9 protein-coding genes are annotated in these 13,854 nt (G+C 42.5%); all 9 read left to right on the top strand.

Going from position 1 to position 13,854, the window contains the following annotated elements; translation table 11 throughout:
- Window position 1: 1 nt before the first annotated feature.
- The 9 genes from G586_RS0117725 to G586_RS23695 all read left to right on the top strand — a co-directional run bounded on the left by G586_RS0117725 (window position 2) and on the right by G586_RS23695 (window position 13,827).
- Window positions 2-1,390, top strand: coding sequence for an acyclic terpene utilization AtuA family protein (locus G586_RS0117725; protein ID WP_026528781.1), 1,389 nt, complete (start codon window positions 2-4; stop codon window positions 1,388-1,390).
- Between the two features lie 56 nt (window positions 1,391-1,446).
- Complete coding sequence (locus G586_RS0117720; protein WP_026528780.1) at window positions 1,447-1,830, top strand: AtuA-related protein; 384 nt, start codon at window positions 1,447-1,449, stop codon at window positions 1,828-1,830.
- 131 nt (window positions 1,831-1,961) lie between these two features.
- Window positions 1,962-4,034, top strand: a complete 2,073-nt coding sequence (locus G586_RS0117715; RefSeq protein WP_026528779.1) for a helix-turn-helix transcriptional regulator — start codon at window positions 1,962-1,964, stop codon at window positions 4,032-4,034.
- Between the two features lie 1,717 nt (window positions 4,035-5,751).
- Window positions 5,752-6,762 (top strand): ABC transporter permease, encoded by a 1,011-nt coding sequence (locus tag G586_RS0117710; RefSeq protein ID WP_242832052.1) that lies wholly within the window; start codon window positions 5,752-5,754, stop codon window positions 6,760-6,762.
- A 15-nt stretch (window positions 6,763-6,777) separates the two neighbouring features.
- A complete protein-coding gene (locus tag G586_RS0117705; RefSeq protein ID WP_026528777.1) occupies window positions 6,778-7,677 on the top strand; it encodes a carbohydrate ABC transporter permease in 900 nt (299 codons plus the stop codon).
- A gap of 58 nt (window positions 7,678-7,735) precedes the next feature.
- Window positions 7,736-9,373, top strand: a complete 1,638-nt coding sequence (locus G586_RS0117700; RefSeq protein ID WP_026528776.1) for an extracellular solute-binding protein — start codon at window positions 7,736-7,738, stop codon at window positions 9,371-9,373.
- A 179-nt stretch (window positions 9,374-9,552) separates the two neighbouring features.
- Entirely contained in the window at window positions 9,553-11,097 is a 1,545-nt protein-coding gene (locus tag G586_RS0117695) for a carboxylesterase/lipase family protein (RefSeq protein WP_035773497.1), read from the top strand.
- A gap of 264 nt (window positions 11,098-11,361) precedes the next feature.
- Window positions 11,362-12,726 carry an MATE family efflux transporter gene (locus G586_RS0117690; protein ID WP_026528774.1) on the top strand — a complete coding sequence of 455 codons (1,365 nt, stop codon included), beginning with the start codon at window positions 11,362-11,364 and terminating at the stop codon, window positions 12,724-12,726.
- A gap of 30 nt (window positions 12,727-12,756) precedes the next feature.
- Complete coding sequence (locus G586_RS23695) at window positions 12,757-13,827, top strand: oxidoreductase (protein WP_051204890.1); 1,071 nt, start codon at window positions 12,757-12,759, stop codon at window positions 13,825-13,827.
- Window positions 13,828-13,854 lie beyond the last annotated feature (27 nt).

Raw genomic sequence — 13,854 nt, 5'->3', positions numbered from 1 at the left:
TATGAGCAAGAAAATAGCAATCGGTGGAGGCCAGGGCTTCTGGGGAGATTCACCGGACGCTGCAATACATATGATAGAAAATGCAGACATTCAGTACATGGGACTGGATTATCTGGCAGAGCTTACACTTTCCATAATGGCAAGACAGAAGATCAAGGATCCTTCAAAGGGTTTTGCACCTGATTTTGTGACAAGAATCCTTAAGAATGCAGGAAGAACAGCCTATGAAAAGAACATCAGGATGATCACCGATGCAGGTGGAATGAATGTTGACGGCTGTGTTGATGCAATAAAGAACTGGGCTAAGGAAGAAGGACTTGAAGGCTATAAAATCGGCTATGTAACAGGTGATGATATTAAGGACAAGATTCCTGAGCTTATCAAAAATGGTTGGGATTTCCCTTCAATGGATACAGTAGGAAGCAATGACAATTCTGTCACCTTCAAGGATATACAGGATAAAATCTACAATTGTAACGCTTATATAGGTCACGAGGCTATAAGAGACACAATAGCAAACGGTGCAGACGTAGTAGTTACAGGTAGAGCAGCAGATTCCGCTCTTTTCCTTGCACCTTTGGCTCATGAGTTTGGCTGGAAAAATGATGACTGGGATAACCTCGCTAAGGGTATAATGGCCGGTCACCTTCTTGAGTGCGGCGGTCAGGGTGCCGGTGGTAACTTCATGTATGACTGGAGAGGCGTTCCGGATATGGAACATCTTGGCTTCCCTATTGCAGAGCTCACGGAGAACACCTTTGAAATCACAAAGGCTCCGAACTGCGGTGGTCTTATTTCAGAGCAGAGTGTAAAGGAGCAGTTTTTATACGAAGTGCTTGATCCTGCTAATTATCTGACTCCTGATGTTAATGTCGATATCAGTAAAGCAACAGTGTCACAAGTTGGTGACAATCGTGTCAGAATAGGCGAAATCAGAGGAAAAGAGAAGCCCGACACCATAAAGCTTTGCGTTGGCTATCACAAGGGCTGGAAGACAGTTTCAATGCTTTCCTTTGCGTGGCCGGATGCTTATGAAAAGGCTAAGTACTGCTCTGAGATCATCATGAAGAAGATGAAGGAGCGCGGAATGAAGGCAGATGATGTACATATCAGCTTCATCGGACTTGATTCCCTTCACCTTGGAGTTGCTGACAAGAGCCCTGAGACAATCGCTAGGCTCAACGAGTGTGTAATGAGAATTGCTGTTTTCTCAGAGGACAAAAACGAGTGCGCAAAAATCATTCCTGAAATCAGTCCTTTGCAGCTAAACGGCCCTCAGGGAGCATCTTTCTTCGGAGGAAGAGCTCATGTGCAGGAAGTAATGGCACTTTATCCGACAGTAGTTCCGAGAGATGTTCTTGATGTCAGAAGTCACATTATTACCGTATAAAAAAGAACACCGCGACGGTTGCGGTTTTGAGTGAGGAAATTCGAAAGGAGCATAAAATGCCACGCATTTATTTATATGATATTGCACACGGACGAAGCGGAGATAAGGGAGATACCAGTAATGTCTGCGTGTTTGCAAGAAAACGCGAGTACTATGAGATAATCAAAAGAGAAGTAACGCCGGAGAATCTTAAAGAGTACTTCGGCGATATGGTTAAGGGTGATATAATTCGATATGAAGTTGAATCACTTGGCGGAATGAACTTTGTTATGCATCATGCACTTGGAGGCGGAGCTACAATGAGCCTGCGCCTTGATTCCCTTGGAAAATCAATGGGATCTGCAGTTATGAGAATGAAGGTGCATGTATCTGACGAAGAGCTTCAGAGCCTTCTTGATAGCGGAGTAAAGCTAATGCCTTTCGAGCAGACTGCAGACTAAGAATTATTTTTTATAAGCAGACTGCTGAATGAAATATTTATCATTTGAACAGATTTTGAAATGGAATTATGCTATATGATTGTATTAAATAGGAAAAAGTCTGAAAAACGAGAGGAATTGGTGGATATAGAATGATATCTGACCTTTATAAATACTTAAAATACAGACCGATTCTAAGAAATTGGATAATTACAGGGCTGGTTACTGTTCTAGTGACCGGTCTTGTTATGATTCTCACGGCTGTTTTCATGGTTAACCAGCTCTACAGCAAGGAAGAAGAGCTTCATGAGAAGATAGTTGGGGAAAATACCGCAATTTTCAAGGGTATATGTGATGAGGTAGTGACCGGAGCCCAGACATTTCTTGGGGATAGTGAGGTTAAGGTCGCAATGCGCCGCGGGGATGAGACTGTCGATGATCGTATGAGAATTTCTGCGATTAAAGAGCTCATAGCTGAGTACTGTGCGGTTCATTCACCCTTTGGAAACGTGTACCTGTTTTTTCCAAAAAAGGGAGCCGTTCTTACTAATTCAGAATATCTGAACACCGGTGAGGACACACCCTTTGTAGTCGGTCTCAATATGAAGGCTGATTATAGCAGCAATCTATTTTCAGCCCCTACCTACAGTAAATTCAAAATTTCCGGACCTGAAAATGACAGGCAACTTTACTACTCGATGTCAACTTCTTACACAGGTGACTTTGAGGATCAGGATGCGGTTCTTCTTATCACAATCCAGAAGAGCCTTCTTAATGATACAATGAGTGATGACTGTAACTTTATACTGGTTTCAGATGACGGTTCTTATGTGCAGCTTGATTCAGACAAGCTAAATGATGATTCAATCAGAAAATACATAGAAGTTGATGGTCAGAAAAAAATAGGCAATAAGATGGTTTATTCATCTGAGATAAAAGGCTATGGCCTTCGCCTCATAGCAGCACTTGATTTTGGCACTATCAGCGGAGCAGTCAGACCTTTTATTTTCGGTGTGATCTTGTATTGCCTTGTAGTGCTGCTTCTTAGTAGTTACTCTGTTGTCAGATTTTCCAGGAAAAATTACATGCCCATTGAAAACATTCTAAAGTTTATGGATGAGCACAAGGTTCTTGAGACAGTAGGTGACACAGAAACAAGCATAAATAATGAATTTAAGCAGATTGAAAACGGTATCAACAAGGCTATTACCAATATGTCTCTCTCTCGTGAGGAGATTTTGAAGCACAGCAGGAACAATGAGACCAGGCTGGTCAGCCTTCTGAATTATGGAAAAGAGCCATATGAAGAGGAAAATGTTGATACTTCGGAATACATTGTTGTTTCTTATGATATAGACAATCCCACAGGTGAGCCTTTTAAGCAGATAGAGAGAGACCAGCTTTGGTTTATCATTTACAACGTCTCAACTGAGCTTCTTTCCGAGGAGAAAGTACTTGCGACAGGAGGCCTTGCCCATTGGTTCTACAATATTGTTCGCATGAACTCCGAAGATGGAATTACTATTGAGGAGCTTATAACCAAGATAAATACTGTCTGCAGCTTTATCCGGGAGAAATTCGACATTGCACTTGTTGCCAATATTTCCAATATTCACAGAGGAAAAGGGGAGATTCCTACCGCAAACCGTGAATCCATGCTGGTCAGAGAGTACAGAATCTATGTCGGGGCACTTGAAAATGTGGCATTTTACTCGGAACTCACTCTTGATGATGAGGGAAGGAAGACACTTACAGCCTGGAACCAGATGGAGCAGGTACAGAACATGTACCGACTTAACAGAGGGAATGATGCTTCTAACATGCTGACAGAGATCATGGCAGAAGCTACGAAGGAGAGTACAGAAGCACAGCCCGCAGAGAAGACAACTGCGGATACCGGTGGTAAGAGCGCAGCCCTTGTGGAAAAGGCAAGAAAAATGGTCGACGAGCAGTATGCTGATAAGGATCTCAATGTTAACAGCATTGCTGATGAGCTTAACGTCAATAATTCCTACCTTTCCAGGACCTTCAAGCAGATATATGGCACTGGAATGCTGGAATATATCAACTCAGTCCGCCTTGAAAACGCTGAAAAGCTCATGGAAAGCGGTTGCACGGTTAAGGATGCCGCAGATAAAGTCGGTTTCTCCACACCCCGCCCGCTGATCCGCTGCTTCCGTGACAAATACGGCACCACCCCCGGCGAGTACTACAAGGGAAAATAACTCAGCCCTGCAAATGTTGGTAATAATTCGTCCCGGCAATTCAAAAGCCTTACAGATATATACGTTTCATTTAGCCTCTGATTGCTTACGCAAAATCGGCTAAATGAAAGCATATATCTGTAGGCTTTTTGTTTTGATGGGACTTTTTTGTAAGAACCAAAGCCTCTGCGCCGGGATTTTTTGTATAAGAGCTTAAGCCTCTTGGCTGGGACTTTTTTGTATAAGAGCTTAAGCCTCTTGGCTGGGACTTTTTTGACTAAACTATAGGGTGTCTGATTTTCCGAAGGTGCATGATTTTTGCTGTGAAATGAAGGAAAAGTGTTAGTTCATTGCTGAGAAAAGCTGAGAAAATCCGGCTGAGCAGTGAAATGAGTAAAAATGAGCTGTTTCACTGCTGGAGAACATATTCTGAGCAGTGAAATAAGTGAAAAGAGCTGTTTCACTGCTTGAAAGTCAATACCGAGCAGTGAAATACGCAAAAAGAGCAGTATCACTGCTTGAAAACCAATACCGAGCAGTGAAAAAGAGTAAAAACGTTGTTTCACTGCTGGAAAACTAATTTTGAGCAGTGAAATAAGTGAAAAGAGCAGTTTCACTGCTGGAAAGCCAATACCGAGCAGTGAAAAAAGAAAAAAAGAGCTGTTTCACTGCTGAAAAACTAATTTTGAGCAGTGAAATAAGTGAAAAGAGCTGTTTCACTGCCTGAAAAACTAATTCTGAGCAGTGAAATAAGAAAAACTATTTACTTCACTGCCTGAAGTAGTGTGAAAGAGAAAACTGTGGAAATCATGGGGTGATAAGAGATGTAGATAAGCACGTAATCTATGAAAAGCAAAAAAATGACTTATTCATAGATAAAATGGAGCTTCTGCATCTATGAAAACATAAAAAAATGTCCAAATCATAGAACATATTTGACAGGACATCTATGAAAAGTAAAAAAATTTGCATTTCATAGATGCATGGTACGATTTTGGTCTATGAAAAAGGATAAAATGTCAATATCATAGATTCGACCAGGAATTACATCTATGAAACAACAAGTAGTTGTCAATATCATAGATTCGACCAGGAATTACATCTATGAAACAACAAGTAGTTGTCAATATCATAGATTCGACCAGGAATTACATCTATGAAACAACAAGTAGTTGTCAATATCATAGATTCGACCAGGAATTATATCTATGAAATAAGCATTATCAGACAATTTCATAGAGTGACTAGAAAATACATCTATGAAACAAGCATCAGATGATGATTTCATAGATTGAACTGAGTTATTTATCTCAAACTGGATCGAATAACCTTGTCACAAATACTACCTCCCTTGTTCTATCCCCAGTACCAAAATCTCATTTCACTAAGACAAATTAAACAGCGTTATTCTCTTGTTTTCTCACAACCTATACCCAATTTTTTCAAAAGGTACGATTTTTGACATATACGCAAAAATGGTACCTTTACGTAAAAAAGCGGTTCTTTTTCGTAACCTTTTTAACCCCTATACTCATCTGCATAAGGTATTTCAAAAACGCATTTATGTGTGGGGCATCAATGAGCAACACAATTAGATGAAACACATTTTTGCGTTTGGGTATTTAACATATGGAGGTCAAAAGTCCTGCTTCGGGTTCGGCAATGTATTATGTATATCACCGATGCAGAATTTGAAGCAGGATCTTTTGACAGTTCCATATAAAAAAGGGAGAAAGAAATGGAACTGGTTATGGAAGAAAAACTGAAAAAGCAAAAAACAAAGAAACAAAAAGTTGAGATTCCTACATCAGGGTATGTGGAGCACGCAGGATTCAGAGGATTTTTGCACAATCTCAAGATCGACGTAATGAGAAACAAAGTCATCTATATAATGTGCATTCCAATCGTTGCGTGGTACATCATTTTCCACTATATACCTATGGCCGGAATCGTAATGGCGTTCCAAAAGTATACGCCGGCGCTTGGAATAAGCGGAAGCCCTTGGGTGGGACTAGGAAACTTCACAAGATTCTTTACGGGACCTTACTTCTTAAGACTACTTAGAAACACCACAATGATCGGTGTACTCGATGTAATCTTCGGATTCCCGGCACCGATAATCTTTGCTCTTCTATTAAATGAAGTTAAGACAGTTTTCTATAAGAAAACAATTCAGACAGTATCATATATGCCTTACTTCATTTCAATGGTTGTTGTCTGCGGTCTTATCGTTGACTTCACACAGAGCGGCGGACTTATCGCAAACCTTGTAGCAACTATTACAGGCACTGACGTACAGAACCTCCTTGCTAATCCCAGAAACTACTGGGCAATACACATCATTTCAAACATCTGGCAGAGCATGGGTTACGGATCAATCATCTACATTGCAGCACTTGCCGGAGTTGACCAGGAGCTTTACGAGGCAGCAGTTATCGACGGAGCAAGCAGATGGGCAAGATGCATTCACATCACATTCCCGTCAATCCTTCCTACAATCATGATCATGCTGATCATGCGTATGGGATCACTCTTACAGGTCGGAGCAGATAAGATACTTCTTCTCTATTCCCCTGCAACATATGAGACAGCGGATGTTATCAGTACTTACATTTACAGATGCGGTCTTCAGCAGTATGATTACGGATTTTCAACAGCAGTTGGTCTGTTCAATTCAATAATCGGAACAGCATTTTTACTTATAACAAATGCAATTTCTAAGAAATATACAGAATCAAGCTTGTTCTGATGGAAGGGGATAAAAATGGTAGTAAAGAAAACAATCGGAGATTACATCTTCGACACACTGAATTACATATTATTAGGATTCATCGCATTTATCTGCGTTGTTCCGATCATTCATGTATGTCTGGCATCAATATCTGAGCCGGCACTGGTTGACAAGGCGAGCAGCTTTATACTTCATCCCCTTGGAAAACCTTCACTCAATGCTTACAGAATCATAATGAGATACAAAAACATCTGGATCGGATACAGAAACACTTTGATCTACGTTGTGGCACAGTGCCTTATCACAAGTGTACTTACAGTAATCGCCGGATACATCACATCAAGAAAAAGATTCAGATACAGAAACGCACTTATGATGTTCCTTGCATTCACAATGCTTTTCAACGGTGGAATGATCCCCACATACATGGTTGTGAATAAACTCGGACTTCTTAATACAAGAGCAGCACTTCTTATTCCTCAGGCAATGGGTGTTTTCTACATTATCATCATGAGAACAGCCATCCAGGCTATTCCGGATTCACTTGAGGAATCAGCAAGAATCGACGGAGCAGGCGAGCTTACAATCATGTTCCAGATCATTCTTCCTCTGTGTAAGGCAACCTTCGCGGTAATCATCCTTTTCATCGCAGTAGGAAAGTGGAACGAGTGGTTCTCAGCACTTCTTTACCTGCCCACAGCAAGAGATTTGTATCCTTTGCAGATGTTCATGAGAGAGATACTTATCTCGGCAACAAACTCAACGCAGTCGGTTACTGCTAATGCAGGCGACCTTATGGATAACGCACAGATGTACAAGACACTGGTTAAGTACGGATCAATCGTAGTATCAACACTTCCGATTCTTATGATCTATCCTTTCTGCCAGAAGTACTTCGTAACAGGCGTAATGGTTGGCTCGGTAAAAGGCTGACATTGTAAATTACCCCAAATGGGGAAAATATATAGATATCGAAAGGAAGGTATTTTTTATGAAAAAGAGATTGGTAGCAGCAATGCTTGCAGCACTGATGGTAGTAGGTACTGTTGCAGGATGCGGAAAGAGTGCCGGATCAGGCGCTACAACAGCAGGGGGAAGCGACAGCACAGTAACATCTGATGGTGGCGAATGGACATGGCCCCTTGCAGAGAAGAAAGAGCTTAACATCTGGATCGTTTGGAGTAACGACTATGTAGAGAACCCCAACGACCTTAAGGCTATTCAGAAGATCGAAGAAGAGACAAACGTACATGTAAACTGGCAGGTAGTTGACGCAAGCTCAGCTCAGGAGCAGTTCGGACTTATGCTTGCATCAGGTGAGTATCCGGATATCATCAGAGATGTCGGAACATACTATCCCGGTGGAACAGAGAAGGGTGTTCAGGACGGTGTTCTTGCAGACCTTACAGACGTAGTAGATAAGTATATGCCTAACTATCAGGCACTTAGAAAGAGCAATCCTTCACTTGAAAAGGATACAATGACTGATGAAGGCAAGATTGTTGGTGCTCGTACAATTACATCTTACTTCGGTGATGTAACAGGTGAGAGAGTTTGGGCTGGTATGGCGCTTAGAAAAGACTGGCTTGATGACCTCGGACTTGATGTTCCCCGCACAATTGATCAGTGGGAGACAGTTCTTACAGCATTCAAGGAGAACTATCCTGATTGTGAAGCACCTCTTATGATCGGTACAAACGGTGCTGACTTATTCAGCCACTTCCTCTCAGCTTATGGATGCCTTGCAGACTTCTACAAGGATGGCGATAAGGTTAAGTATGCTCCCCTTGAGCCCGGCTACAAAGAATGGCTTACACTTTTCCATGACTGGTATGAAAAGGGTCTCATCGATCCCAACTTCATGTCAAACGCTGCTGATATGATCAGCCCTGCTGATTACATCGGAACAGGTAAGGCCGGCGCAGGTTGCGAAATCTGGGGTCTTACAGATGAAGTATTAAAGACACAGGGTTACACAACAGACGAGGATTTCTCACTTGTAGCTACATCTTCACCTGTACTTAAGGAAGGAGATACACCTCAGATCGGTTTTGCAACAAGTGAACTCGTTAAAGAAGAAGTTGGTATTGCAAAGACAACAAAGGATCTTGAGCTTGCATGCAGATACCTTGACTACTGGTACACAAAGGAAGCTATGATGCTTGACTCACTTGGTATCGAGGGTGAGTCCTACACAGTTGATGACAACGGCACATATCACCTCTCAGATAAGATACTTGATATGGTTGCAAACGGAGAGGTTAACACACCTGCAGAAGCTGTTTACACATATTCACTTGGTACATCAGACTTCGGTCTTTACAACTGGGGTATGTTTGACCCGATCTACGAGGGCAACGCAGCTGTAAACGCTTACGACGAGTTCAACAAGGATAAGTTTGATCTCCTTCTTCCTTCCTGCATGACAATGACAGATGAAGAGAACTCTGAGTTCGTAGCACTTTACACAGATATTGAGACACTTACACACGAGAACACAGTTAAGTTCATCACAGGTGAGCAGTCACTTGATGACTACGATGCTTTCGCTGAGCAGCTTCGTACATACAACATCGATCGCTGCATCGAGCTTAAGCAGGCAGCTTTAGACAGATACAACGCTAGATAAAAATTATCGCCTTCCAGATAATGAGAGAAGGTAACAGAGTATTTAAATTCAAGCCTTCCCCCAGATTGGAGAAGATGTCAGAATAGTAATAATATTCTGCCTTCTCCCTTTGGGAGAAGGTGTCAGCGTAGCTGACGGATGAGGGTCAAGAAAAATAACTAAGGAGAGTAAAGATTTACATGAAAAAATTTATTTATGACGAATCAACAGAAACAAGCACAAAACAGGGAAAAGTGAGGGGTTACTTTTTTGATGGCACATATGTATTCAAGGGAATTCCGTATGCAGAAGCTGAGCGTTTCTGCGCTCCTAAGCCGGTAGAGTCCTGGGAGGGTGTAAGAGAAGCAACATCCTACGGAAGAGTTTGCCCTCTTATGCATCAGGACAACCCGAGGGGAGAGCTTATGGTTCCCCACGCATACTGGCCTCAGCATGAGGATTGCCAGAACCTTAACGTTTGGACAAAGAGCCTTTGCAGCAAGAAAAAGATGCCAGTAATGGTATGGCTCCATGGCGGCGGATTCTTCGCAGGAAGCTCAATCGAGCAGCTCTGCTATGATGGCGCTTCAATGGCAAGAGAGGGTGATGTGGTAGTAGTAACTGTAAACCACAGACTTAATATCCTCGGCTACCTTGATCTTTCCGATTTTGGTGAAAAATACAAGAATTCAGGAAATGCCGGTAACGCAGATCTTGTTGCTGCTCTCCAGTGGGTACACGACAACATCGAGAACTTCGGTGGAGACCCGGATAACGTAACAATCTTTGGCCAGTCCGGTGGCGGTATGAAGGTTTCATCTCTTATGCAGACACCTTCAGCTGACGGCCTTTTCCACAAGGGTATCATCATGAGTGGTGTTCTTGATAAGAGCTTCATGGCACAGGGCGAAGGTGGCGGAAGACCGCTTGTTACAGCTATGCTTAAGGAACTCGGATTAACAGAGGACGAAGTTGACAAGCTCCAGACTCTTCCCTATGAGAGACTTGTAGAAGCATATGAGAAGGTAGTTCCTGAAATCGCAGCTAAGGGCGGTTACAGAGGCTGCTCACCTATGATCAATGACTTCTATCTCGGCGAGCCTCAGTTCGAGGGCTTCACAGAGAATTCCAAGAAGATTCCGCTTGTAATCGGAACAGTATTCGGTGAATTTGCATTCATGCCTCTTGCCTTCAACAAGGATAAGATGACTGAAGAAGAGATGTATGAAGAGGTTAAGAAGAGCTTCGGTGAGCACACCGACGAGATAGTAGCAGAGTTCAAGAAAGCTTATCCCGGAAAGAAGATCGTTGACCTTATTTCCTATGATTCAATTTTCAGAACACCTACACTGGCTCTTATCAAGGAAGCAGCTAAGAGAACAGAGGCACCTACATATTCATATCTGTTTGCCTTAGAGTTCCCTATCCAGAACAACAAGCCTGCATGGCACTGCTCTGATATCGCTTTCGTATTTAACAACATTGATCTTGTTCCTTCAGCTAACGTACCGGGAGTTTCCGACAAGCTTCAGGAGCAGATATTCCGCTCAGTAATGGCGTTCGCTCACACAGGAGATCCTAACCATGCGGAGATTCCTCACTGGGATGCTTCCAAGGAAGACGACGAAGCAACCATGATCTTCGACAGAACCTGCGACGTAAGACATAACTTTGACCACAAGCTCCTTGAGCTTCACAAGAAGTATGCACCGCCGTTCGGACCCGTTGAGAACGCTCAGCACTAATGATGCTTAATACTGATGCGCCCGGTTCATTATCTGTGCGCGTAAATAGTACTCGGCATACTACATCAATGGCCGCGGCGCTCAGTATTTGGTATATACAAATTAATGAAATGATCGATAATGCCTACAGTCTTTAATCTGTGGGCATTATTGATTTTATGTATTTGTCAAAAAATGAGAACTGAAAATCGTATCTGTAAGTAGGACTGAACTTGCAAGATGGGGTAAAATATATTTAATATTGCTTTTCTAAAGGGAGATGTTATGAAAAAATCATCAGTAAAGGATATGACGGAAGGCTCGATCATCGGGCAGATTATAATGTTCTCGCTCCCGCTTATGCTGGGAAATATTTTTCAGATGCTATACAACACTGTAGATTCCATAGTTGTAGGCAATTTTGTCGGAAAAGAGGCGCTTGCTGCCGTTGGCTCCACCACCATGATAATAAACATGCTGGTTTTCTTCTTCAACGGTTTTTCAATCGGAGCCGGAGTTTTGATTTCTCGATATTTCGGAGGAAAAGATCTTAAGGGACTTCACAGGGCTGTGGAAACAACCCTGGCGACTACCTTTATTTTCTGTGTCCTTTTTACAATAATAGGCATTGCCGGTGTTAAGCCAATGCTTCAGTTCATGGCAACACCTGCGGATGTTTTCGATGATGCGACAGTTTATCTTCGCATTTATTTCATGGGCTTTTCCGGACTTCTTATCTATAACATGGGAAGCGGAATCTTAAGAGCTGTGGGAGATACCAGACGACCTCTCATGTTCCTTATCATGACAAGTATTGTGAATACCATACTTGACCTTGTTTTTGTAATCGGATTTAAGCTTGGAATTGCCGGAGTTGCTTTTGCAACAATCATTTCTCAGATGATCTCAGCAATTTTGATTTTATTCCTTTTGACAACTACCCAGGATATCTACAAATTTACCTGGAGTGATATCGGAATTGATCCGGGGATTCTGAAAATGATTTTTGCAGTAGGCCTTCCCGCAGGAGTGCAGTCAGTCATCACAGCTTTTTCAAATGTATTCGTGCAGTCATACATAAATCACTTTGGATCAAGCTGCATGGCCGGATGGAGCTGTTACAACAAGCTTGATGCGTTTATACTGCTTCCCATGTCGAGCATGGCGATGGCGGCCACAACCTTTGTCAGTCAGAATATCGGTGCAGGCAAGGTGAAACGCGCCGAGGACGGAACAAGGATCACTGTAATAGCTGCCACCTGCATCACATTTATAATCGCAGTATTTCTTTACATATTCTCATCACCCGCAATCAGAATGTTTTCATCTGATCAGTCGGTTATAGAATTCGGCAGTCTTTTCATTCATACGAATGTATTCTTCCTTACCGCCAACTGCGTAAATCACACGCTTGCGGGAGCACTGAGAGGAAGAGGTGATTCCAAGGGACCTATGATCATTATGATCATGAACTTCGTGGTGATAAGACAGATTTACCTGTTTGTTCTTACAAACTATTTTGTTAATACGCCAAAATGGGTGGGCTTCGGATATCCTATCGGCTGGGTATGCTGCTGCATTACTGAAGTTATTTATTACAACATCAAGCACAAAAAGGGATCGGAGCTACCGGTTTCGGAAGCAGTGTGAAAATATTACAAAAATGGGAGATTATAGCAAATGACTAAAGTTAATGATCCGATAATTATCGGCGGGAAAAGGGTTAAAAACAGAATTACGATGGCACCTACTGTAAAGTTTGATTTTGCAGGGGATGATGGAAAGGTCACTGAAAAGCATATAAAGCATTATAGGGAGCGCGCTGAGGGCGGCTGCGGACTTATCTGTGTTGAGGCGACAGCAGTAACTCCTGAGGGCAGATTTGGCAAGAATCATATGGGACTTTGGGATGATGATCAGATTGAAGGCCACAAGACTATCATAAAGGACTGTCATGATAATGATGTTGTAGTAATCATTCAGCTCAATCATACAGGTATTACAGGGAATCCCGAATTTGGCGAGGCTGTGGGGCCTTCAGCTGTTGAAACAAGAGACGGCCGCATGGCACATGATTTGACTATTGATGAGATTCATAATATGCAGGATGCCTTTGTGGCAGCAGCTATAAGGGCAAAAAAAGCGGGCTACGACGGAATCCAGCTTCATGGCTGTCATGGCTATCTTATAAATCAGTTCATCATGAAAAAGACCAATCTTAGAACTGATGAGTATGGCGGAAGTGCCGTAAACAGGGCCAGGTTTGGTGCTGAGATCATAAGCAAAATAAGACAGGAATGCGGCGATGATTTCCTTATCTCCGTAAGAACAGCCGGGGCTGATCCTGAACTTAAAGATGCAATCGAAGTGGCAGAGGAGTACGTAAAGGCAGGATGCGACTATCTTCAGGTATCCCATGGCGTTGGCGAAATCGATCAAACCCTCGTGAATGGAAGCGAGCCCTACAATCTCATCTGTTCTCTTGGAGTGCATTTTCATGAGCACTTTAAGAGCAGAGTACCGGTATCCTGCGTAAACTCACTTTTGGATCCTGATAATATAAAATACCTCATAGAGAACGACCTTACTGATACAGTTGATCTTGCAAGGGCTGTTCTTGCAGATCCTGATTTTCCCAAGGCTGTTCTTGGCGAGAAGGATTCTTATGTCAGATGCTTTGAGTGCGCAAGGTGCCAGTATGGACCGTTTACAGCACATAAGTGTCCTGCTGAGATGAAGAGAATGAGTTAAAAAGCGCATAGAGCATAGCAGGCAACT

Origin of the sequence: Butyrivibrio sp. VCD2006 (assembly GCF_000423925.1) — a bacterium.
Taxonomy (GTDB): Bacteria; Bacillota; Clostridia; order Lachnospirales; family Lachnospiraceae; genus Butyrivibrio.
This window is presented reverse-complemented; position numbering and strand designations above follow the sequence as displayed.